Origin of the sequence: Demequina rhizosphaerae, from assembly GCF_000971255.1 — a bacterium.
GTDB classification, from domain to species: domain Bacteria; phylum Actinomycetota; class Actinomycetes; order Actinomycetales; family Demequinaceae; genus Demequina; species Demequina rhizosphaerae.
The window spans coordinates 519,479-541,340 of record NZ_BBMC01000003.1 but is presented as its reverse complement, the minus strand read 5'-3'; the positions used below and the strand labels follow the sequence as shown (position 1 = coordinate 541,340).

22 protein-coding genes are annotated in these 21,862 nt (G+C 73.2%); 18 read left to right on the top strand and 4 right to left on the bottom strand.

Features of this window, described 5'->3' with window-relative positions:
• The first annotated feature begins 46 nt into the window (after positions 1 to 46).
• Positions 47 to 1,183: a serine hydrolase domain-containing protein gene (locus tag AOM07_RS06190; protein WP_062311900.1), complete on the top strand. Its 1,137-nt coding sequence runs from the start codon at positions 47 to 49 to the stop codon at positions 1,181 to 1,183.
• Between the two features lie 32 nt (positions 1,184 to 1,215).
• Here AOM07_RS06190 and AOM07_RS06185 read toward each other — a convergent pair whose 3' ends face one another.
• On the bottom strand, positions 1,216 to 1,473 hold the full coding sequence (locus AOM07_RS06185; RefSeq protein ID WP_228374390.1) for a DUF5703 family protein: 258 nt from the start codon (positions 1,471 to 1,473) through the stop codon (positions 1,216 to 1,218).
• Between the two features lie 42 nt (positions 1,474 to 1,515).
• On the opposite strand from AOM07_RS06185, the gene AOM07_RS06180 reads away from it, so the two are divergent.
• Complete coding sequence (locus tag AOM07_RS06180; protein ID WP_062311899.1) at positions 1,516 to 1,842, top strand: hypothetical protein; 327 nt, start codon at positions 1,516 to 1,518, stop codon at positions 1,840 to 1,842.
• A 70-nt stretch (positions 1,843 to 1,912) separates the two neighbouring features.
• Here AOM07_RS06180 and AOM07_RS06175 read toward each other — a convergent pair whose 3' ends face one another.
• The gene (locus AOM07_RS06175) at positions 1,913 to 2,875 is read right to left on the bottom strand and encodes an aldo/keto reductase (protein ID WP_062311898.1); all 963 of its coding nucleotides are present in this window, start codon (positions 2,873 to 2,875) and stop codon (positions 1,913 to 1,915) included.
• A gap of 67 nt (positions 2,876 to 2,942) precedes the next feature.
• Between AOM07_RS06175 and AOM07_RS06170 the strand changes: the two genes are divergently transcribed.
• Positions 2,943 to 3,806, top strand: a complete 864-nt coding sequence (locus AOM07_RS06170; protein ID WP_062311897.1) for an undecaprenyl-diphosphate phosphatase — start codon at positions 2,943 to 2,945, stop codon at positions 3,804 to 3,806.
• A 96-nt stretch (positions 3,807 to 3,902) separates the two neighbouring features.
• Here the strand turns inward: AOM07_RS06170 and AOM07_RS06165 are convergent, their stop codons facing one another.
• Positions 3,903 to 4,769 carry a PAC2 family protein gene (locus AOM07_RS06165; RefSeq protein WP_062311896.1) on the bottom strand — a complete coding sequence of 289 codons (867 nt, stop codon included), beginning with the start codon at positions 4,767 to 4,769 and terminating at the stop codon, positions 3,903 to 3,905.
• 24 nt (positions 4,770 to 4,793) lie between these two features.
• Here AOM07_RS06165 and AOM07_RS06160 point away from each other — a divergent pair, with 24 nt between their 5' ends.
• Positions 4,794 to 5,483, top strand: a complete 690-nt coding sequence (locus tag AOM07_RS06160; protein ID WP_062311895.1) for an HAD family hydrolase — start codon at positions 4,794 to 4,796, stop codon at positions 5,481 to 5,483.
• Between the two features lie 177 nt (positions 5,484 to 5,660).
• Entirely contained in the window at positions 5,661 to 6,068 is a 408-nt protein-coding gene (locus AOM07_RS06155) for a hypothetical protein (RefSeq protein WP_062311894.1), read from the top strand.
• A gap of 105 nt (positions 6,069 to 6,173) precedes the next feature.
• On the opposite strand, the gene AOM07_RS06150 is transcribed toward AOM07_RS06155, so the two are convergent.
• Positions 6,174 to 7,007 carry a RecB family exonuclease gene (locus AOM07_RS06150; RefSeq protein ID WP_062311893.1) on the bottom strand — a complete coding sequence of 278 codons (834 nt, stop codon included), beginning with the start codon at positions 7,005 to 7,007 and terminating at the stop codon, positions 6,174 to 6,176.
• 100 nt (positions 7,008 to 7,107) lie between these two features.
• Between AOM07_RS06150 and AOM07_RS06145 the strand changes: the two genes are divergently transcribed.
• The 13 genes from AOM07_RS06145 (at position 7,108) to AOM07_RS06085 (ending at position 21,859) form a co-directional block, all read left to right on the top strand.
• Positions 7,108 to 8,223, top strand: coding sequence for a M50 family metallopeptidase (locus AOM07_RS06145; RefSeq protein WP_062311892.1), 1,116 nt, complete (start codon positions 7,108 to 7,110; stop codon positions 8,221 to 8,223).
• Positions 8,224 to 8,318: 95 nt separating this feature from the next.
• Positions 8,319 to 9,314 (top strand): tRNA (adenine-N1)-methyltransferase, encoded by a 996-nt coding sequence (locus tag AOM07_RS06140; RefSeq protein WP_062311891.1) that lies wholly within the window; start codon positions 8,319 to 8,321, stop codon positions 9,312 to 9,314.
• Positions 9,314 to 10,723 carry a proteasome ATPase gene (gene arc, locus AOM07_RS06135; protein ID WP_062311890.1) on the top strand — a complete coding sequence of 470 codons (1,410 nt, stop codon included), beginning with the start codon at positions 9,314 to 9,316 and terminating at the stop codon, positions 10,721 to 10,723. Before AOM07_RS06140 ends, arc begins: the two co-directional genes overlap by 1 nt.
• Position 10,724: 1 nt before the next feature.
• The gene (gene dop, locus AOM07_RS06130; protein ID WP_062311889.1) at positions 10,725 to 12,239 is read left to right on the top strand and encodes a depupylase/deamidase Dop; all 1,515 of its coding nucleotides are present in this window, start codon (positions 10,725 to 10,727) and stop codon (positions 12,237 to 12,239) included.
• Between the two features lie 9 nt (positions 12,240 to 12,248).
• A complete protein-coding gene (locus AOM07_RS06125; RefSeq protein ID WP_062296050.1) occupies positions 12,249 to 12,434 on the top strand; it encodes a ubiquitin-like protein Pup in 186 nt (61 codons plus the stop codon).
• Between the two features lie 20 nt (positions 12,435 to 12,454).
• Entirely contained in the window at positions 12,455 to 13,864 is a 1,410-nt protein-coding gene (pafA, locus tag AOM07_RS06120) for a Pup--protein ligase (RefSeq protein WP_062311888.1), read from the top strand.
• 41 nt (positions 13,865 to 13,905) lie between these two features.
• Positions 13,906 to 14,826, top strand: a complete 921-nt coding sequence (locus tag AOM07_RS06115; protein ID WP_062311887.1) for an FKBP-type peptidyl-prolyl cis-trans isomerase — start codon at positions 13,906 to 13,908, stop codon at positions 14,824 to 14,826.
• Positions 14,826 to 15,596, top strand: coding sequence for an imidazole glycerol phosphate synthase subunit HisF (hisF, locus tag AOM07_RS06110; protein ID WP_062311886.1), 771 nt, complete (start codon positions 14,826 to 14,828; stop codon positions 15,594 to 15,596). The genes AOM07_RS06115 and hisF overlap by 1 nt, the downstream gene beginning before the upstream one ends.
• A complete protein-coding gene (locus AOM07_RS06105) occupies positions 15,593 to 17,461 on the top strand; it encodes an ABC transporter ATP-binding protein (protein WP_062311885.1) in 1,869 nt (622 codons plus the stop codon). Before hisF ends, AOM07_RS06105 begins: the two co-directional genes overlap by 4 nt.
• Positions 17,458 to 19,233, top strand: coding sequence for an ABC transporter ATP-binding protein (locus AOM07_RS06100; RefSeq protein ID WP_062311884.1), 1,776 nt, complete (start codon positions 17,458 to 17,460; stop codon positions 19,231 to 19,233). The genes AOM07_RS06105 and AOM07_RS06100 overlap by 4 nt, the downstream gene beginning before the upstream one ends.
• A 185-nt stretch (positions 19,234 to 19,418) precedes the next feature.
• Positions 19,419 to 19,808 carry a hypothetical protein gene (locus AOM07_RS06095; RefSeq protein WP_062311883.1) on the top strand — a complete coding sequence of 130 codons (390 nt, stop codon included), beginning with the start codon at positions 19,419 to 19,421 and terminating at the stop codon, positions 19,806 to 19,808.
• A 138-nt stretch (positions 19,809 to 19,946) separates the two neighbouring features.
• Complete coding sequence (hisI, locus tag AOM07_RS06090; RefSeq protein WP_062311948.1) at positions 19,947 to 20,315, top strand: phosphoribosyl-AMP cyclohydrolase; 369 nt, start codon at positions 19,947 to 19,949, stop codon at positions 20,313 to 20,315.
• Positions 20,312 to 21,859, top strand: coding sequence for an anthranilate synthase component I (locus tag AOM07_RS06085; protein WP_062311882.1), 1,548 nt, complete (start codon positions 20,312 to 20,314; stop codon positions 21,857 to 21,859). Before hisI ends, AOM07_RS06085 begins: the two co-directional genes overlap by 4 nt.
• The last annotated feature ends 3 nt before the right edge of the window (positions 21,860 to 21,862 follow it).

Here is a 21,862-nt window from a genome sequence, read left to right as displayed (position 1 = left end):
GAGGTGGTTCCCGATGCGCGCGAGGCTCCGGCGGGGAGCGCATGATGTGCGCCCCGTGCTGGCGGCGGCCGGCGCGGCCGCGGTCCTGGCCTGCAGCGCATGCGCGGGCGGCGGGCCCTCAGCCGAGGACCTCGCCGCGGTGGACTACGCGCCGGAGGCCTTCGAGGGCTTCGACGCCTCGCCGCCGGAGGAGCAGGGCCTCGACCCCTACGGGGTCGCGGAGCTCTACTGGCGTGCCGGCACCCTCGAGAGCATCCACAGCCTCACCGTCATCAGGAACGGCTCCGTGGTGGCGCAGGACTACTTCAACGGCACGGACGCGGAGCTGTCGCAGAACGTGCAGTCCGTGACCAAGAGCTACACGGGCGCGCTCGTGGGCATCGCGATCGAGGAGGGGTGCATCGCGGGCCTCGACGAGCCGATGATGACCTACTTCCCCGAGCTCGCCGGCCGCGTCACCGACCCGCGCAAGGAGCAGATCACCATCGGGCAGCTGCTGCAGATGCGCGCCGGCTATCCGTGGCTCGAGGCGTCCGCCGAGGGGGTCGAGCTGCTGTTCCACGGCTTCGCGCCGTCCAACGTGGTCGACGTGCCGCTGGCACGCGATCCGGGCTCGGGCTGGGACTACTCGAACCTGTCGTCGCACTTCCTCGCGATCGCGGTCGCCCGCGCGTGCGCCGACGAGGACCTGCTCGACTTCGCGCAGGAGCGGCTGTTCGACCCGCTCGCGACCGCCCCGAGCGACTGGACCCAGGACTGGGAGGGCTACCGCCTCGGGTACACCGAGCTGTTCGTGACCGCCCGCGAGATGGCGCGGTTCGGCCAGATGTACCTCGACGGCGGCCGGGTCGACGGCGCGCAGGTGGTGCCGGAGTCCTGGATCGAGCAGTCCTGGACGCCGTACACGGAGAGCGCCTGGTACTACAAGGTGGGCGACAACTTCGACCGCACGGCCTACGGCTACCAGTGGTGGATCATCGACGCCGGTCCGCACACGTACCGGCTCGCGTGGGGCCACGGCGGCCAGCAGATCGCGGTGCTGCCCGAGCTCGACCTGGTGATCGTGGTGACCGCGGACCCGCTTCGGGGCCAGCTGGGCGACGAGCCGTGGGCGCTCGAGAAGGCCAACCTCAACCTGGTCGCGGACTACATCGCGGGCCTGCCCGAGCAGGACGACGGCTAGCGGCGCCCGAGCCGGCGCCGCGCGGGCGGGACCTACGCGGCGTCGTCCGTGCGGCGCACGTTCATGACGCGCCGACGCAGCCACACGCGGCGCGCGCCGCCGAGGAAGGTCTGCGAGCGGATGAGCTCCCACCGGCCGTACTCGGCCTGCTCCGTCAGGAGCGCGCGCGTCTCCGCCCGGGTCACCTCCCGGGGGATGTCCACCACCCTCCAGTCGAAGCGGGAGTCCGCCGGGGCGGCCCTGCGCCGAGGGGTGATGATGTGCGTGGTCCTGCGCGCGTCGTGGTTCATCTCGCCTCCCATTCAACCTGTTCCGCGGGTAACGTCATAGCCATGGATTCCCAGGCGCACGAGGCGCTGAGGCTGTTGATCGCGGCGTACGAGGAGCACCTCGCCGCCGTGCTGGCCCGTCGTGGCGACTCCGACGTCGCGGTCGACGATGCGTACGACAAGCTCGCCGACGCGTTCGACCGGTACGAGGCCGTCCTCGACGTCGAGTACGGGGAGACCCTGCCGATGCTGCTCGACGACGTCGAGCTGGAGGAGCCGGACGCCGAGGATGACGACGATGAGGACGAGGACGACGACGGCCTCGATCCCCACGCCGAGGAGGACGAGGACGTCCTCGACGACGACCTGGACGACTTCCAGCTGCGCTGAGCCTCGCCCGGGTCCGCACCCGCGCCGCGCGCGCACGTCCCCCGCTCCGCGAGGCCCGTGCGCGCCGTGATCATCGGCGCTCCGGGTATCCCAGCTCGATGGCGGAGACCTCGTCGAGCGCGTCGGCGATCGCGGGCGGCAGCTTGAGCGTGGCCGCGTCCAGCGAGGGCAGCAGCTGCTCCGCGGTCCTCGCGCCCACCACCGCGGTCGCGACGAACGGCCGCGCGAGCACCCACGCGAGCGCCGTCTCCTGCGGCGTCACGCCCAGGCCCTCCGACGCGATGGCGAGGGCCTCGACGATGCTGCCCGCCCGGTCGTCGAGGTACGGCTCGACGAAGCCCGCGAGGTGCTCGGACGCGGCCCGCGAGTCGGCGGGGATCGACGTGCGGTACTTGCCGGTGAGCACGCCGCGCCCCAGCGGCGACCAGGCCATGACGCCCAGACCCAGGGACGATGCGGCGGGCACCACCTCGCGCTCGATCCCGCGCTGGAGCAGCGAGTACTCCACCTGCGTCGCGGCGAGGGTGGGGCGGCGGTCCGCGAGCGTCGCGATCCGCGCGGTCGCCCAGCCGGGGTAGTTCGAGACGCCCACGTAGCGCGCGCGGCCGCTGTTGACCGCGATCTCGAGCGCGTGCAGCGTCTCGTCGAGCGGCGTGCCGGCGTCGTACTGGTGGACGAGCCAGACATCGACGTGGTCGGTGCCGAGCCGGCGCAGGGACGCGTCGAGCGTGTCGAGCATCGTGTCGCGCGAGGCGTCGACCATGCCGCCGTGCTGGGTGCGGCGGATGCCGGCCTTGGTGCAGATCTGCACGTCGGTGCGGGAGACGGAACTCCCGAGCATGGCGCCGATCAGATCCTCCGAGCCGCCGTCCGCGTACGACGCGGCGGTGTCGAGCAGCGTGCCCCCCGCGTCGAGGAAGGCGTCGAGCTGGCCGCCCGCCTCCTCGGCGTCGGTGTCACGGCTCCAGGTCATCGTGCCGAGCGCCAGACGCGACACCTCGAGTCCCGTGGTGCCGATCCGTGCGCGCTGCATGGGGGTGACGCTACCGAAGGTCCGGGGCGTGGTCGACGCGCGACGCGCGGGCACTAGTGTTGCCGCCATGGGTTGGTGGGAAGCGGTCATCCTCGGGCTGGTGCAGGGACTCACGGAGTTCCTGCCGATCTCCTCGAGCGCGCACATCCGCGTCATCGGCGCGCTGCTCCCGCACGGCGAGGACCCGGGCGCCGCGTTCACCGCGATCATCCAGCTCGGCACCGAGGCGGCCGTCCTCCTGTACTTCTGGAAGGACATCACGCGCATCGTCGCCGCGTGGTTCCGCGCCCTGCTCGACAAGGAGGCGGGGGGCTGGAAGGCGCGCACCATCGGCGCCGCCGACCCCGACGCCCGCATGGGCTGGTGGGTCATCCTCGGCTCGTTCCCCATCGTGATCCTCGGCGTCCTGTTCAAGGACGTCATCGAGACCAGCCTGCGCAACCTCTACATCACGGCCTTCGTGCTCGCCGGCTTCGCGGTCGTGCTGTGGATCGCGGACCGGATGGGGGAGAAGCGTCGCAACCTCGACGACATCACCCTCAAGGACGCGATCCTGCTGGGCTTCGCGCAGGCGATGGCGCTGATCCCGGGCGTCTCGCGCTCGGGCGGCACCATCACGATGGGACTCTTCCTCGGCATGACGCGCGAGGCCGCGGCCCGCGTCTCGTTCCTGCTCGCGATCCCCGCGGTGTTCGGCTCGGGCTTCTTCGAGCTCATCACCGAGTGGGACACGCTCGGCGAGGCGGGCTCGCCGAGCTTCCTCAACACCGCGATCGCGACCGTCGTGTCGTTCGGCGTCGGCTACGCGGTCATCGTGTGGTTCCTGCGCCTCATCTCGCACCACAGCTACACGCCGTTCGTGCTCTACCGGATCGGCGCCTCGGGCGCGATCATCGGCCTGCTCGCGGCGGGCGCGATCACCGCGACCTGACCCGCCGCGGCTCGCCCCCGCATGGTCCGCGGGCGCGCGGGCGCCCCGCGGTGCGGGTGAGCGTCCCGGCCGACGAGCGCGCCGGAGCGGGAGCGTTTAGGCCTTGCCGTTGCCGAGGTCGCGGCGGCGGAGGAACTTCTCGAACTCGGCGGCGATCGCGTCTCCCGAGGCCTCGGGCAGCGCGGTCTCGTCCATGACGGACTCGAGCTGCTCGACATGGGCCGAGATCTCCTCGTCCTCCTCGGCGAGCTCGTCCGCGCCGTGCTGCCACGCCTCGACCTCCTCGGGCATGTCGCCGAGGTCGATCGGCTCGCCCAGGAAGCGCTCGAGCTGCGACAGGATCGAGACGGTCGCCTTGGGGCTCGGCGGGTGCGCGATGTAGTGCGGCACCCCCACCCAGATGGAGATCACGGTGATGCCGCGCAGCGCGGCCTCGTGGCCGAGCACGCCGAGGACGCCGGTGGGGCCCTCGTAGTCGGAGCGCTCGAGGTCGAACGCCTCGCGGGCGCGCGCGTCCTCGCTCGTCACGAAGGTCGGCAGCGGACGCGTGTGCGGGGCGTCGACGAGCAGCGCGCCGCACGTGATGAGCGTCTTGACGTCGAGGTCCTCCGCGCAGTCGAGGATCTCGCGGCAGAAGCGGCGCCACCGCATCGACGGCTCGATGCCGCGCACGAGCGCGATGTCGCGGTCGCCCACCCACGGACCGTTCGCGGTGGACACCACGGTGCCCGGCCAGGAGATGACCCGCTCGCCGCCCGCGAGCGTCTGGATGCTCGGGCGGCTCACCTGGAAGTCGTGGTAGTCCTCGGGGTCGAGAGCCGCGTACTCGCGGGCGTTCCACATGCGCGCCAGGTGGTCGAGGGCCGAGGACGCCGCGGAGCCCGCGTCGTTCCATCCCTCGAAGGCCGCGATCATCACGGACTGGTCGGCGGCCAGGGCTGCGGGGTCGCTCTCGGCTGTCATTGCGCCAGCCTAGACTCACGCCATATGAATGAGAAGGCGACTCTCCCGGCCGCCGTGCTGTGGGACATGGACGGCACGCTGATCGATTCCGAGCCCTACTGGATCGCGGCCGAGACCGAGCTGGCGAGGAAGTTCGGCGTCGGCTGGACGCATGAGGACGGCCTGCAGCTCGTGGGCAACCCGCTGTCCGTGTCCGCGCAGATCATGATCGACCGCGGCGTCGCGCTCGACCCCGAAGAGGTCATCACGTACCTCCTCGGCCGCGTCACCGCGCAGGTGCGCCAGCGCACCCCGTGGATGGACGATGCGCGGTCCCTGCTGGACGCGGTGGTCACCGCGGGCATCCCGTGCGCGCTCGTGACGATGTCCTACACGATGCTCGCCGAGGCCTTCGTGTCCCGTGCGCCCGACGCCTTCGCGGTGGTCGTGACCGGCGACCAGGTCACGCACGGCAAGCCGCACCCCGAGCCGTACCTCACGGCTGCAGCGCGGCTCGGCGTCGACATCGCCGACTGCGTGGCGATCGAGGACTCGCCGGCGGGCGTGGGCTCGGCGCACGCGTCCGGCGCGGCGACCATCGGGGTGCGACGGCTGGTCCCGATCGAGCCGCGGCCGGGGCTGAGCCGGGTCAGGTCCCTCGCGGGCCTCGACGTGGACGCGCTGGGCCGGATCCTCGGGGGAGAGGTCGTCGACGAGCTCGGGGCGGACACGTAGCCCCTCGCCCCTCCGCGAAGTGGTGGATGGTGGTCGCGTTCGGGCGGTTCCTGCGCCGCATGGGTACGTGGTGGTCGATCGTCGGCTCACCCGGCCGTGACGCCGCGCGCGAGGCAGGATGGTCGTAGGGCCGCCTCGCGGGTCGGGGCACGCCCACGGCGTGATCGGAGGTGCCCCATGAACGCCGGCACGGGCCGCCTGCTCCTCGCGCTCAGCGCCGCTGGCCCCCGCCTCACCGAGGAGGCGATTCGACGCTTCGGCGTCGGCGGGGCACGCGTCGTCGTCGCCGTGTGCGCTGGGCTGCTGGTGCGCGACGGGGTCCTCATCGCGCGGGGTGCGCCGCGCCGGCTGCGCACGTTCCCGGCGACGCTGCTGTGGCTCGAGACGCTGGCCGCCGCTGGCGCGGTCGCGACGACGATGCCACTCGCGCTCGGAGCCGGTGACGACGAGGACGCGGGCCCGGAGGACGAGGGCCGCGGCCCCGATCGCCTGCGGCGGGCGGCGGTCTCCACGCTGTTCGGTCTGCACACCGCGCGGTTCCGGATCTACCTCCAGCCCGACCAGGGCCTGCGCGAGGACGCCTGAGGCCCGAGCGACCACCACCCACCCATGGCGCGCGCCGATCGCCGGGAACCGACCACCACCTACCCATTTCCGGCGGCGGCCGGCGGGGGCGGCCGGCGGGAGGGTTCAGGCCGTCAGGGGGCGCACGCCCAGGGCGCGCTCGACGGCGTCCGGGTCGAGCGGCAGCTCCGCGCCGCCGAACTCGGGGCAGCGGTCCTGGAAGCTGCACCAGCCGCACAGCGCGGTCTTGCGGGTGCGGAAGCGGCCCTCGTGCGCGGCGGCGGTGATCTCGTTCCAGATCTCGCGGATCTCGTGCTCGATCTGCGCGATGTCGTCGCCGGTCGGGCGGATCTCGAGCCGGCCGCCGTCCTTGAGGAACAGCAGCTGGAGCAGCGCGGGCCGGCGCTGGCGGATCCGCTCGATCACGAGCGCGTAGAAGCGCATCTGGAAGCGCTCCTTCTTGGCGCCGTAGCGCGGGTCGGGCGTCTTGCCGGTCTTGTAGTCGACGATGCGGATCGAGCCGTCCGGCGCGATGTCGATGCGGTCGACGATGCCGCGCAGCAGCGGCCCGTCCTCGAGCTGGAGCTCGACGAACTCCTCGCGCGCGGCGGGCTCGAGGCGCTGCGGGTTCTCGAGGTCGAAGTACGTGGCGAGGCGCGTCCGGCCGTCCGCGAGCCACGCGGACTCGGCGGCCTCGTCCTCGTGCAGCCCGGCTAGCTCGGGGTCCTTCTTCACCATCGCGCGCCACTGCGGCTCCAGCCGCGCCTGCGCCGCCTCGACGGTGCGCTCGCGCGCCGGCAGGTCGTACAGCTTCTCGAGCACCGCGTGCACGAGGGTGCCGAGCGTCGCGGCGGCCGACGGCGGCTCCGGCAGGCGGTCCACGGTCCGGTAGCGGAACAGCAGCGGGCACTGCTGGAAGTCTCCGGCGCGGGACGGCGAGAGGGCGGGCGGTCGAGGCATGCGACCACCCTAGGGGCACCGTCCGACATCGCACCGGGCACGGAGCGACGGGCGGCGCCGCGCGCCGGGACCGTCCCCGCCGCCCACTACCGTGGTCCCCATGAGCCAGCCCCCGCCCCGCGCCCGCAAGCCCCGCGGCATCACGCTCGGCCGCGTGCTCGGCGCGCGCGTCGTCCTCATGCCCTCGACGATCGTGATGGCGCTCATCCTCGCCGCCTTCTACGGCACGGGCGAGGACGGCTTCAGCCGCCAGGGCTTCTCGATCGGGCTCGCTGTCGCGATCCTGCTCTTCGTCTCGGTCTTCCTCCACGAGGTCGCCCACACCGCGGCGGCGCGCGCCTTCGGCCGCGAGGTCCAGGAGATCGTGCTCACCTTCTTCGGCGGCCACACGCAGTTCCGCAGCTCGGACCCGCGCCCGCTCGAGATCGGGGTCATCGCCGCGGCCGGGCCGATCACCAACGCGGTCGTCGGCGCCGGCGCGATGGCGGCCGCCGGCGCGTTCGACGGCATGACCGGCCGGATCCTGTCCTACGCGGGCCTGCTCAACCTCATCCTCGCCGGCTTCAACGCGCTGCCCGGCTCGCCGCTCGACGGCGGCCGCGTCGTCAACGCGATCGTGTGGGGCGTCTCGGGCGACCGCTGGAAGGGCCACCGCTGGGCGGCCAACGGCGGCCGCATCGTCGCGATCGCCGTCGTCGTGCTCGCGGTCGCCGTGCCGCTGCTCACCGGCGGCTCGGTCGACATCGTCGCCGCCATCTGGGCGATGTTCCTCTTCTCGGTGATGTGGCCGGCCGCGTCCGCCGAGCTCCGTGCCGCCACCGTGCTCGGGCGCCGCGAGAAGGTCACCGCGCTGTCGCTCGCCGCCCCCGCGGTCGGCGTGCCGTTCGACGCCACGGTCGCGCAGGCCCGTCAGGTCGCCGCGACCGCCGGCGCGCGCGAGGTCGTCGTGCTCACCGCCGACGGCCAGGCCGCCGGGCACTTCCCGGTCGCGCTCACCGAGGCGGTGCCCGCGGAGGCGCGCGACACGACCACGCTCATGTCGGTGACGATGCCGGTGGTGCGCGGCGCGTCCATCCCGGCCGCCGCGACCGGCGAGTCGCTGGTCGAGGCCGTGGTGCCGTGGTTCGGCCGCACCGACGTCCTCGTCGTCACCGACGAGCACGGGCTGCCCGTCGGGGTGGCCAAGCTCGAGGAGATCCGCGAGGCGCTCAGCTGACGAGGGACGATGCGCCGCGCACCCGCGCGGAAGGGTCCTGTCGGACCCCCGGTGGCCCCGGACTCGGCGCCCCCGCCGCGCCCTAGACTGGCCGCATGACCCAGACCTCCGAGCCCGTCGGCGCGTCCGAGCGCCGGGGCCCGCTCCGCGCGGGCGACCGCGTCCAGCTGACCGACGCCAAGGGCCGCCACCACACCATCGTCCTCACGCCCGGCAAGCAGTTCCACACGCACCGCGGCATGTTCCACCACGACGACGTCATCGGGCAGCCCGAGGGCACCGTCGTCACCAACACCGCCGGCTTCGACTACCTCGTGCTACGCCCGCTCCTCAGCGACTTCGTGCTGTCGATGCCGCGCGGCGCCGCGGTCGTCTACCCCAAGGACAGCGGCCAGATCGTGCAGATGGCGGACATCTACCCGGGCGCCCGCGTGGTCGAGGCCGGCGTCGGCTCGGGCGCGCTCACGATGTCGCTGCTGCGCGCCGTCGGCGACGGCGGCCGGCTCGTCAGCATCGAGCGCCGCGAGGACTTCGCGGACATCGCCCGCGCCAACGTCGAGTCGCACTTCGGCGGCCCGCACCCCGCCTGGAGCCTCGAGATCGGCGACTTCGCCGACCGCGTCGCCGACGTCTTCGAGCCGGGCACGGTCGACCGCATCGTCCTCGACATGCTCGCGCCGTGGGAGAACATCGAGGCCGCGGCCGATGCGCTGGCCCCGGGCGGCGTCTTCCTCGCGTACGTCGCCACCACCACCCAGCTGTCGCGCCTCGCGGAGGACCTGCGCGAGCACGGCGGCTTCACCGAGCCGCGCGCGTGGGAGTCGATGGTCCGCACGTGGCATCTCGAGGGCCTCGCGGTGCGCCCGGACCACCGCATGATCGGCCACACGGGCTTCCTGCTCACCGCGCGCCGGATGGCGCCCGGCGTCGAGCCGCCGCGCCGCACGCGCCGCCCCGCCAAGGGCGCGTACCCCCACGAGGAGGAGTGGACGCCCGAGGACCTCGGCGAGCGCTCCGTGAGCGACAAGAAGATCCGCAAGGTGCGCCGCGACGCCGAGAGCGCCCGCGACGCCGCGGCCGGGGAGGACTGATGGTCGCCGAGGCCCAGGACGTCATCGCGCGCCTCGAGCGCCAGAACGCCGAGCTCCAGCGCCTGCTCACGCTCGCGCGCGACCAGATCGGGGAGATGCGCGAGAAGCTCGCGGAGGCGTCCCAGCCCCCGCAGACCTTCGCCACGTTCGTCGAGTGGTCCGGCCGCAACGCCGACGTCGTCGCGAGCGGCCGGCGCCTGCGCGTCGCCGTGCTGCCGACCCTCGAGGCGGACCTCGCGCCCGGAGACGAGGTGCTCCTCAACGCGATGAGCGTCGTCGTCGACGTCGCCAAGCCGGACCGGACCGGCCAGGCGGCCATCGTCCGCGAGGTCGTCGACGAGGACCGCCTGCTCGTGGTGTCGCGCGGCGAGGACGAGCGCGTCGTCACCCTCGTCGGCGGCGACGCCCCGCGCCGCGTCCACGAGGGCGACACCGTCATCATCGACCCGCGCACCGGCTTCGCCTCGGAGAAGGTCGAGCGCACCGGCGTCGAGGCGCTGCTGCTCGAGGAGGTGCCCGACATCGACTACTCGTCGATCGGCGGCCTCACCCCGCAGATCGAGCGCATCCGCGACGCGATCGAGCTGCCGCTCGTCCACCCCGAGCTCTACCGCGAGCACGCGCTGCGCCCGCCGCGCGGCCTGCTGCTCTACGGCCCTCCCGGCTGCGGCAAGACCCTCATCGCGAAGGCGGTCGCGCACTCGCTCGCCGACGCGGTGGGCGCGGACCGCTCGTACTTCCTGTCCGTCAAGGGCCCGGAGCTGCTCAACAAGTACGTGGGCGAGACCGAGCGCTACATCCGCACGATCTTCGAGCGTGCCCGCGCCAAGGCCCACTCGGGCGCCCCGGTCGTCGTGTTCTTCGACGAGATGGACGCGCTGTTCCGCGCCCGCGGCTCCGGCGTGAGCTCCGACATGGAGACCACGATCGTGCCGCAGCTCCTCACCGAGCTCGACGGCGTCGAGGCGCTGGGCAACGTCATCGTCATCGGCGCCTCCAACCGCGAGGACATGATCGACCCCGCGATCCTGCGCCCCGGCCGCCTCGACGTGAAGATCGAGATCTCGCGCCCCAGCCCCGAGGCCACGGCCGACATCTTCGGCAAGTACCTCACCGCCGAGCTGCCGCTCGCGCAGGCGGAGCTCGACGCGCACGGCGGCGACCGCGACGCCACGGCGCGCGGCCTCATCGACGCGGGCGTGTCCCGGATCTTCGCGCACGGCGACGCGTCGCGGCACGTGTCCGGCGCGGTCGTGCGCAACGTCGTCGACCGCGCGAAGACCGCCGCCATCAAGGGCGTCGTCGCGGGCCACGCCAAGGGACTCACGCGCGCGCACCTCGAGGTCGCGGCGGACCAGGAGCTCGCCGAGGCGCGCTCCGTCGCCGCGGGCACCCTCGCGGGGGAGTGACGTGAGGGTCGCGGGGATCGAGACCGAGTACGGCATCGTCGACCCGGACGAGCCGCGCGCCAACCCCATCCTCATGTCGTCGCGCCTCGTGACGGCGTGCCGGGCGTGGGCGGGCGAGGCGACGAGCCGCTGGGACTACGGCGGCGAGGACCCGCTCCAGGACCAGCGCGGCTTCCGCCGCTCGCGCCTCGGCGCCTCGGAGGACCTCCTCACGGACGCCGCCGAGTTCGACGCCGCCGAGGGCCGGGTCACGCTGCGCCGCCGCCGCGGCTCGTGGGAGGACCCCGCGCACCTCAACGCGGTGCTCGCCAACGGCGCGCGCTTCTACGTCGACCACGCGCACCCCGAGTACAGCGGGCCCGAGGTCACCGGCGCGCACGATGCGGTGGTCTGGGACCGCGCGGGCGACGCCATCGCGCTCGCGGCGGCCGCGCGCTACGCCGAGGACGAGGGCTCCCGGGTCGAGCTCTACAAGAACAACGTCGACGGCAAGGGCGCGAGCTACGGCACGCACGAGAACTTCCTCGTCGACCGCGCGGTGGCGTTCGACGACCTCGCGCGACGGCTCACCCCGCACCTCGTCACGCGCCAGGTCTACACGGGCGCCGGCCGCGTCGGCCTCGGCCAGTTCGGCGAGGAGCCCGGCTTCCAGATGTCCCAGCGCGCGGACTACATGGAGGCCGAGATCGGCCTCGAGACCACGCTGCGCCGGCCCATCGTCAACACGCGCGACGAGCCCCACGCCGCGCGCGACCGCTACCGCCGCCTCCACGTCATCATCGGCGACGCCAACCTCTTCGACGTCGCCACGCTCCTCAAGATCGGCACCACGTCGCTCGTCCTGTCCGCGATCGAGGCCGACGACGAGCGCCTCGACGCGCTCGAGCTCGCCACACCCGTCGAGGACGTCCAGACCGTGTCGCGCGACCTCGGGCTGCGCGCCCGCCTCGAGCTCGCGAGCGGCGAGACCGCCACCGCGCTCGAGATCCAGCGCGCGCTGCTCGAGATCTGCCGCGCCTACGCCACCGACGCCGGCGACGCCGCCGTCCTCGCCCGCTGGGAGGGCGTGCTCGAGCGGCTCGGCTCCGACCTGTTCTCCGCCGCGCGCGAGGTCGAGTGGGTCGCCAAGCTCCAGCTCCTCGGCAGGCTGCGCGCGCGCCACGCGAGCGAGACCCACCCCTCGGGCCTGCCGTGGGACGATGCGCGGCTCGCCGCCATGGACCTCCAGTGGAGCCGCCTCGGGGACGGCTGGGCGACGCGCCTCGCCGACGCGGGCCAGGTCGAGCGCATCGCGTCCGACGAGGACGTCGCGGCCGCGACCACCCGCGCGCCGCAGGACACGCGGGCGCGCCTGCGCGGCGGCATCGTCGCGGCGCGGCCCGACCTCGTCGACGCCGCCGGCTGGTCGACCGTCGTGCTCGACCGCGAGACCGACCACGGCCACCTCGAGGTGGTCCACCTCGACGAGCCCGGCGCGGCGCGCCACCCCCTCCTCGACGCGCTCATGGACGGATAGACTCGCGGCATGGCCCAGCTCAACGCGCAAGGACAGCCCTACGAGGACGACGCCCCCGAGCCGGAGGCGCCCGCCCCGGCCGCCGCGACCGCCTCGACGGACGCGCTCGACGACCTCCTCGCGGAGATCGACGGCTCGCTGCAGGTCAACGCGGAGCAGTTCGTCCGGTCGTTCGTCCAGAAGGGCGGCCAGTAGCCTCCCGCGGGCGCCGCACCATGCTCTCCACCGACATCCCGCCGCCGCTCGACGTCGACCCCGCCCGCCGCATCTTCGGGCTCGAGACCGAGTTCGGCCTCCACCTCGACTCCGGCGCCGCGCGCCCGGTCACGCCCGAGGAGGTGGCCGGCCACCTCTTCCACTCGGTCGTGCAGTGGGGCCGCTCGTCCAACGTCTTCCTGCCGAACGCGTCGCGCCTCTACATCGACGTGGGCGCGCACCCCGAGTACGCGACCGCCGAGTGCGACACCCTCACCGACCTCATCGCGTACGACAAGGCCGGCGAGCGCATCGTCCACGGCCTCGTCGCCGGGGGAGAGGAGCGGCTGCGCGCCGCGGGCGTCGAGGGCACCATCCACCTCTACAAGAACAACACCGACTCCGCGGGCAACAGCTACGGCTGCCACGAGAACTACCTCGTGCGCCGCCGCGCGGACTTCAAGGCCTTCGCGTCCGCGCTGCTGCCGTTCCTCGTGACCCGGCAGATCGTCGCCGGCGCGGGCACCATCACGCGCACGCCGTCGGGCGCGCACTACAGCTTCTCGCCGCGGGCGGACCACATGTGGGAGGGCCTCAGCTCCGCCACCACCCGCTCGCGCCCCATGATCAACACGCGCGACGAGCCGCACGCCAACGCCGAGCTCTACCGGCGCATGCACGTCATCGTCGGCGACTCGACGATGGCTGAGCCGACCGCCCTGCTCAAGGTGGGCGCCACCGACCTCATCCTGCGCCTCATGGAGGCGCGCGTGGTGCTGCCGGAACTCACGCTCGCGCGCGAGATGCAGGCCATCCGCGACGTCGCGCACGACCTCACGGGCCGGGCCACGGTCGAGCTCGTCGACGGCCGCCGCCTCACCGCGGTCGAGGTGCAGCAGGAGTACATCGACCTCGTGCGCCGGCACCTCGGGGGCGTCATCGCGCGCACCGACGAGGTCGACCGGATCCTCGACCTGTGGCAGCGCGGCGTCGACGCGGTCCGCACGCAGGACTTCTCCGGCGTCGAGACCGAGCTCGACTGGGCCATCAAGCACCGCCTGGTGATGCGCTACCGCGAGAAGCTGGGCTGCGACCTCGACGACGCGCGGCTCGCCCGCCTCGAGCTCGCGTTCCACGACGTGTCGCCCGAGCGCGGCCTCTTCAACCGGCTCCAGGAGCAGGGGCTCGCCCGGCGCATCGTCTCCGACGCCGACATCGAGCGCGCGATGACCGTCGCGCCGCAGACCACCCGCGCGCGCCTGCGCGGCGCGTTCGTCACGCGCGCCCTCGAGTCGGGCCGCGACTTCACCGTCGACTGGGTCCACCTCAAGATCGCCGGATCGTCGGGCACGACGGTCCTGCTCAAGGACCCCTTCCGCACCGAGGACGCGCGCGTCGACGCGCTCCTCGAGGCGTTGAACCCCGCCTGACCGGCCGTAGACTCGTACGGTCCCGAAAGGAATACTCCCTCATGCGTCGTCTCGCCGTGCTCGCGCTCGCCCTCGTGCCCCTGGTGCTCGGGGCCTGCAGCGCCACGTCGTCGGATGTCGACCCCAGCGCGTCGCCGTCGGGCGACATCTCCGACATCGTCATCGGCGGCTCGGACACGCTCGCGCCCTCGCTCGAGTTCACGCCCGGGCTCGACTACACCGAGGAGCAGTCGAGGGTCGTGTGGGACGGCGAGGGCGAGTACCTCGCGGACGGGCAGCCGCTGCTGCTCGACATCTACGGCGCCTCGCTCGACGACGGCACCACCCTCATCAACACGTACGACGGGCTGCCGCGGTCGTTCCTGCTCGCGCCCGAGGTCGTGGGCGAGGAGCTCTACGAGCGCCTCCTCGACGTGCGCGTGGGCGCGCGCCTGCTCGTCGTCGCGCCGCCGTCCTTCGAGTCCGAGGCGGAGCCGCCGATCGCGATGGTGATCGACGTCCTGCCCGACCACGCGGTCGGCACCGAGGTCGACCCGGGCCCCGACCTGCCCGTCGTCACGCGCTCCGCGACCGGCGAGCCCTCCGTCACCATCCCCAAGGGCCCGGGCCCGAGCGACCTGCAGATCGCGACCCTGATCCAGGGCTCGGGGCCGCAGGTGAAGGACGGCTCGTACCTCACCGTCAACTACACCGCGTGGTACTGGTCCGCCGGCAAGGACGAGGACGGCAAGTGGAAGAAGGGCGACGTCCTCGACTCGTCGTGGCCCGTCGAGACCGCGCCGTTCGAGCTCCAGATCGGCTCGGGCCAGGTGGTCCGCGGGCTCGACGAGGGCCTGCTCGACCAGACCGCCGGCTCCCAGGTCCTGCTCGTGGTGCCCGCGAGCTACGGCTACGCGTCCACGGGCACGCTCGTCTTCGTCGTGGACATCCTCGACGTGTGGAATCCGGAGGGAAGTGCCTGATGGGTGTGGCAGTCCGACTCATCCCGTGCCTCGACGTCGACGCCGGCCGCGTCGTCAAGGGCGTCAACTTCGAGAACCTCCGCGACGCTGGCGACCCCGTCGAGCTCGCGGCCGCGTACGGCGCCGCGGGCGCCGACGAGGTGACCTTCCTCGACGTCACCGCGTCCTCCGGCAACCGCGAGACCACGTACGACGTGGTCCGCCGCACCGCCGAGCAGGTCTTCGTGCCGCTCACCGTGGGCGGCGGCGTGCGCTCACCCGAGGACGTCGACACGCTGCTGCGCGCCGGCGCCGACAAGGTGGGCGTCAACACCGCCGCGATCGCGCGCCCCGAGCTCATCTCCGACATCGCGCGCCGCTTCGGCAACCAGGTGCTCGTGCTGTCCGTCGACGCGCGCCGCTGCCAGGACGGCACCGTCACGCCCTCGGGCTTCGAGGTCACCACCCACGGCGGACGCCAGGGGACCGGCATCGACGCGGTCGAGTGGGCGCGCCGCGGGGCCGAGCTGGGCGCGGGCGAGATCCTGCTCAACTCGATGGACGCCGACGGCACCACCGACGGCTTCGACCTCGACATGATCGCCGCCGTGCGCAAGGTCGTCGACGTGCCTCTCATCGCCTCGGGCGGCGCCGGCACCGTCGAGCACTTCGTCGAGGCCGCCCAGGCGGGCGCCGACGCCGTGCTCGCGGCCTCCGTCTTCCACTTCGGCACGCTCTCCCTCCAGGAGGTCAAGGACGCGATGCGCGCAGCCGGGATCGAGGTCCGATGACGTCGCGCGACCAGGCGCGCCGCTACGAGGTCTCCGGCCGCTTCTCGCGGAAGGCCGTCCAGCTCCTCGCCCACGCGGTGCGCGAGCAGCCGTGGCAGTTCGGCATCGCCGTCGCCGCGGCCGCGACCTTCAGCCTCCTCACCGTGCTCTTCGGCACGCTGCTGGGCGACATCACCGACGAGGTCGTCATCCCCGGCGTCGCCGGCGAGCCCATCCAGGGCTACTGGGGCAGCGTGACGCAGGACCCGTCGACGGCGATCTGGATCGCGGGCGCCGCGTTCCTCCTCATCGGCGTCGCCAACGCGATCCTCGTGGGCATCCGCCGCACGGTCCAGGGCTTCGCCGTCGCCGGCGTGGGCGCGCGCCACCGCCGCGTCGTCGCCGACGCGCTCGCGTCCCTGCCGCTCGGCTGGCACCGGTCCAACCCCTCGGGCCGCATGCTGTCCGCGATGTCCTCCGACTCGGAGACCGCGACGTCGCCCCTGCACCCGTTCGCCTTCACCGTCGGCTCGTTCGTCATGATGATCGCCGCAGGCGTGACGATGTGGCGCATGGACCCGTGGCTCGCCGTCACGGGCCTCGCGGTCGTGCCGATCATCTTCGCCATCAACGTGGTCTACGAGAAGGTCATCACGCCGCGCTGGGACCTCGGGCAGAGCCTGCGCGCCGACGTGTCGACCATCGCCCACGAGAGCTTCGAGGGCGGCACCGTCGTCAAGGCGCTCGGCGCGGAGGACCGCGAGACCGCGCGCTTCGCGAAGGTCGCGCGCGACCTGCGCGACGCCGACACCCGCGTGGGCCACACCTCCGCGTGGTTCGAGCCGATGATGGACGTCATCGTGCCGCTCGGCGCCGTGTCCCTCATGATCGTCGGCTCGGTGCGCGCCGCCGCCGGCGCCGTCTCCGTCGGCGACGTCGTCTCCGCGATCTACCTGGTCACCCTCATGGCGGTCCCGATCCGCGGCCTCGGCTGGGTCCTCGGCCAGATGCCGCAGGCGCTCGTCGCGTTCCGCCGCATCGGCACCATCGCGCAGGCCGCCACCGAGGTCGACGAGCCCGGCCACCTCGAGATCGCCCGGGACGGCGCGGGCGAGGTGCGGTTCGACCGCGCCTCGATCGCGGCAGACGACGGCGACGGCGAGCTGTCGGTCATCCTCGAGGAGATCTCGCTCGAGCTGCGCCCCGGCACGGTCACCGCCCTCGTCGGCTCCACCGGCTCCGGCAAGTCGACCGTCGCCCTCGCCGCCGCGCGCCTCGCCCGGCCCGCGGAGGGCGCCGTCACCCTCGACGGCACCGACCTCGAGGCCATCGCGCGCCTGGGCTCGCACGTCGCCCTCGTGCCGCAGACCGCGTTCGTCTTCGCGGGCACGGTGCGGGACAACGTCACCCTCGGGGAGGACCACTCCGACGAGCAGGTGTGGGACGCGCTGCGCCGCGCCAACGTCGTCGACGTCGTGGAGCGGCTGGCCCGCGACGACCGCACGGGCCTCGACGCCGTGCTCGCCGAGCGCGGCATGAACCTGTCCGGCGGACAGCGTCAGCGCCTCGCCCTGGCGCGCGCGCTCGTGCGCCGGCCCCGCGTGCTGGTCCTCGACGACGCGACCAGCGCGGTCGACCCGCGCGTCGAGCGCGAGATCCTCACGGGCCTCGCGGGCGAGGACGGGCCCACCGTGCTCGTCATCGCCTACCGCCTCGCGTCGATCATGCTCGCCGACCACATCGTGCACGTCGAGCGCGGCCGCGTGGTCGACGCCGGCACGCACGGCGACCTGCTCGCGCGCGACGCGGGCTACCGCGAGCTGGTGCTCGCGTACGAGGAGGACTCGCGTCGGCGGGCCGAGGAGCAGGCGGGGTACGTGGGATGAGCGGGCAGATGACGATGCGCCGGCTGTTCCGGCGCGGCCTCCAGCTGAGCCCCGAGTTCCGCAAGGGCCTCGGCGTCACCCTCGGCCTGGCCGCCCTCGCGGCGACGGGCCGCGCCGCGACCCCCTTCCTCACCCAGCGCGTCACCGACCTGGGTCTGCTCGCGCCGGGCGGCGTCGACATCGGCGTCGTCGTGCAGTACGCCGCGGCGGGCGCCGCCGTGCTCGTGATGTCGGCCTTCGTCGCGTGGCGCGTGCGGGTGCGCATGGTGACCGCCGCCGAGGCAGGTCTCGCGACCTTGCGCATCACGGCCTTCGGCAAGGTGCACGAGCTGTCCATGCTCACGCAGAACGAGGAGCAGCGCGGCCGCTACGTCTCGCGCGTGACCGGCGACGTCGAGACGATGCGCGACCTCATGCAGTGGACCGGCGCGGCGATGATGATCGCCGCGATGGAGTCCGCGGTCGTGTTCGTCGTGATGCTCGCGTACTCGTGGCAGCTGTCCTTCCTGGTGCTGCTCGCCTTCATCCCGATGGTGATGTCGCTGCTGTGGATCCAGCCGCGCGTGCGCGCGGCGTTCGACGTCGTGCGCTCGAAGATGGCCGACCTGCTCGGCCTCACGTCGGAGCAGCTCGTCGGCATCTCCACCATCCGCGCGTACGGCGTGCAGCAGCGCATGCGCGACCAGTTGGGCAAGGAGATCGACGACATCCAGCGCGCGGAGAAGCGCGCGTCGCTGCTCGCGTCCCTCAACTTCTCGTCGACGGTGCTCGGCCAGTCGCTCGCGACCGGCATCGCGCTCATCGGCGGCACGCACCTCGCGCTGCGCGGCGACATCACGGTCGGCACGGTCGTGGCCTTCGCGTTCCTCGTCTACATGTTCTCGGGCCCGCTCATGTGGATCATCGAGATGCTCGCGGAGATGCAGCGAGCCGTCGTGGGCTGGCGCCGCGTCGTCGAGCTCGTCGACCAGGAGGTCACGGTCGCGGACCCGGCCGAGGACGGCACCGCCATCCCGCACGGGCGCGGCGACCTCCACGTCGACGGCGTCCGGCTCACGTACCCGGGCGGTCCGGAGGTGCTCAAGGGCGTCGACCTCGACCTGCCCGCGGGCAAGCGCCTCGCGCTCGTCGGCCAGACCGGCTCCGGCAAGACGTCGCTCGCGCGCCTCATGTCGCGCTTCTTCGACCCGACCGAGGGCGCCGTCCGCGTCGGCGGCGTCGACCTGCGCGAGGTGCCCATGGGATCCCTGCGCCGCTCGGTCGCGGTGGTGCCGCAGGAGGGCTTCCTCTTCGACGGCAGCATCCTGTCCAACCTCGCGTACGCGCTGCCCGACGCCAGCCCCGACGACCTCTCGCGGCGTGCGCACGCCGCCTTCGAGTCGCTCGGGCTCGACGGCTGGGTGAACACCCTGCCGCACGGCCTCGACTCGCACGTGGGTCCCCGGGGCGAGCTGCTGTCGGCGGGCGAGCGCCAGCTCGTGTCGATCGCGCGGGCCTACCTGCGCGACCCCGACCTGCTCATCCTCGACGAGGCCACCTCTGCCGTGGACCCCGCGACCGAGGTGCGCATCTCGCGCGCCCTCGAGTCGCTCATGCAGGGCCGCACCGCGGTGGTCATCGCGCACCGCCTGTCGACCGCCGAGCGCGCCGACATCGTGGGCGTGATGGAGCAGGGCGAGCTGGTCGAGGTCGGCCACCACGACGAGCTCGTCAAGGCCGGCGGGATCTACGCGGGGCTGCACGCGGCCTGGGTGGCGCAGACGCGCGACTGAGCCCGCGCATCGTCCCTGCCTGCGGGACGCTCGACCCTCGCGGGCGGGCGAATCGTCGGCCTTGCCCGGTTCGCGTCGGCGTGTGCGGATGCTCACGCGTCGTGTCGCTCGTCGCGCGGGGCGCAGGGTGGTTTCATAGGCGCGGAGCCGACCCGACGGGCGGCGAGACCTGAAAGGGAGCGGCGGTGACGGAGTCCTTGGCGGCGAGCGTGCGCGGCCTGCGCCACGAGGCGTACGCGTCGCACCTGGCGCGGCTCGAGACGCTCACGGTGCGGGAGCTCGTGGAGCTGTCGAAGGCGCGCCGCATCGGGCTGACCGAGGTGTTCGACATCCTGGCCGACACCGACTTCCTCGTCGGCGACTGGCACCCCGCGTGGCGCGAGGCCTACGACACCGTCCGGCGCGTGTGCGCCGAGCGCGGCCTCGACGGGCTGCCGATCCTGTGCGCCGCCGCCTCCGACGCCGCCGCGTGCCAGGCGCTCGCGCGGCTGTTCGGCTCGGACGTCGGCATCGACATCCACGTGCGGCTGTCGGAGCCGTGGCGCTTCGTCATGGAGCGCGGCGCCCGCCTCTGACCGCGCACCCCGCCGGACAGTCCGCACGGATCTCGCGGCGACACGCCGCGCGTACGCCGCGCATCGTCCCTCCGCACCGGCGTGTCGCCGGTGCAACCGTGCGCACCGTCGGAGTGGCGGCGTGGAAGGATGGGCGGCATGCCGCTCGACGCTGACATCGCCGCGCGCCTCAAGCGCGATCCCGCCGGACTCGTCTGCGCCGTGGTGCAGCAGCACGACACCCGCGAGGTGCTCATGGTGGCGTGGATGAACGACGACGCCCTCCACGAGACCCTCACCACGGGCCGCGCCGTCTACTGGAGCCGCTCGCGTCAGGAGCTGTGGCGCAAGGGCGACACCTCCGGCAACGTCCAGCGCGTGGTCCGCGCGAGCCTCGACTGCGACGGCGACGCGCTGCTGCTCGAGGTCGATCAGCGGGGTCCCGCGTGCCACACGGGCACCCGCACGTGCTTCGAGGCCGGCGGAGACCTGGGCGCCGTGGACGGGCTCGCGGGGGAGACCCCGTGACCGCCGTGCGCGTCGAGTGGGGCCAGACCTGGCCGACGCTCGAGGGCTTCGTCGAGCTGGGCGCGTCCCACCGCGTCGTCCCCGTGGTCCGCCGCGTCCTCGCGGACTCGCTCACCCCGGTCGCCGTCTACCGCGCGCTTGCGCAGGAGCGTCCGGGCACCTTCATCCTCGAGTCCGCCGAGCCTGACGGCTCGCGCGCACGCTTCTCCTTCGTGGGCGTCCGCTCGCGCGCGATGCTCACCGTCGACGGGGACGATGCGCGGTGGTCGGGCGACGTGCCCGTGGGCCTCGCCGACGGGGCGCCCCTCGAGGTCATCGCGCACGTGCTCGAGGAGATGCGCTCCGAGGCGATCGAGGGCCTCCCGCCGCTCACGGGCGGCATGGTCGGCGTGCTCGGCTGGGACATCATCCGCCAGTGGGAGCCCACGCTGCCGATGAAGGCGCCGCGCGAGCTGGACGTGCCCGACGTGCTGCTCCTCCTCGCGACGGACATCGCCGCGATCGACCACCGCGACGGCTCGGTGTGGCTCATCGCCAACGCCGTCAACGCGGACGCGCAGGAGAGCGGCATCGACCGCGCGTACGAGGACGCCGTCGCGCGTCTCGACCGCATGCAGCGCGAGCTCGAGGCGGCGACCCCGGGCCCGGTGTCCGTGCTCGGCGACGGGGACGACCCCGTGGTCGCCCAGCGCAGCGCGCCGGGGGAGTACGAGAAGGCGGTCGCGTTCGCCAAGGAGGCGATCCGCGACGGCGAGGTCTTCCAGATGGTGCCCTCGCAGCGCTTCGACGTGCCCTGCGAGGCGACTCCGCTCGAGGTGTACCGCGTCCTGCGCACCCTCAACCCGAGCCCGTACATGTACTACTTCCAGCTCGAGGACGACCGGGGCCGCGAGTTCGCGGTCGTCGGCGCGAGCCCCGAATCGCTGTGCACCGTCAAGGACGGGCGCGTGTCGACGTTCCCCATCGCGGGCTCGCGCCCGCGCGGCGCGACGCCGGGGGAGGACAAGGCGCTGCAGGAGGAGCTGCTCGCGGATCCCAAGGAGGTCGCGGAGCACATCATGCTCGTGGACCTCGCGCGCAACGACCTCGTCAAGGTGTGCGAGCCGACCTCCGTCGAGGTGGTCGAGTTCATGACGGTCAACCGGTACTCGCACATCATGCACATCTGCTCGACCGTCGTCGGCAGCCTCGAGGCGCCCCACGGCGCGCTCGACGCGTTCACGGCGGTCTTCCCGGCGGGCACGCTGTCCGGCGCGCCCAAGCCGCGCGCGATCGCCCTCATCGACGAGATCGAGCCCACGCGACGCGCCTTCTACGGCGGCGCGGTCGGCTACCTCGACTTCGCCGGCAACATGGACATGGCCATCGCGATCCGCACCGCGCTCATCGAGGACGGCACCGCGCACGTGCAGGCCGGCGCCGGCATCGTCGCGGACTCCGTGCCCGCGAACGAGGACGCCGAGACCAAGCACAAGGCCGCCGCGCTCATCCGCGCGATCAGCACGGCGTCGCGCCTGACGCAGCCCCCGGCTTCGCTAGACTGACGC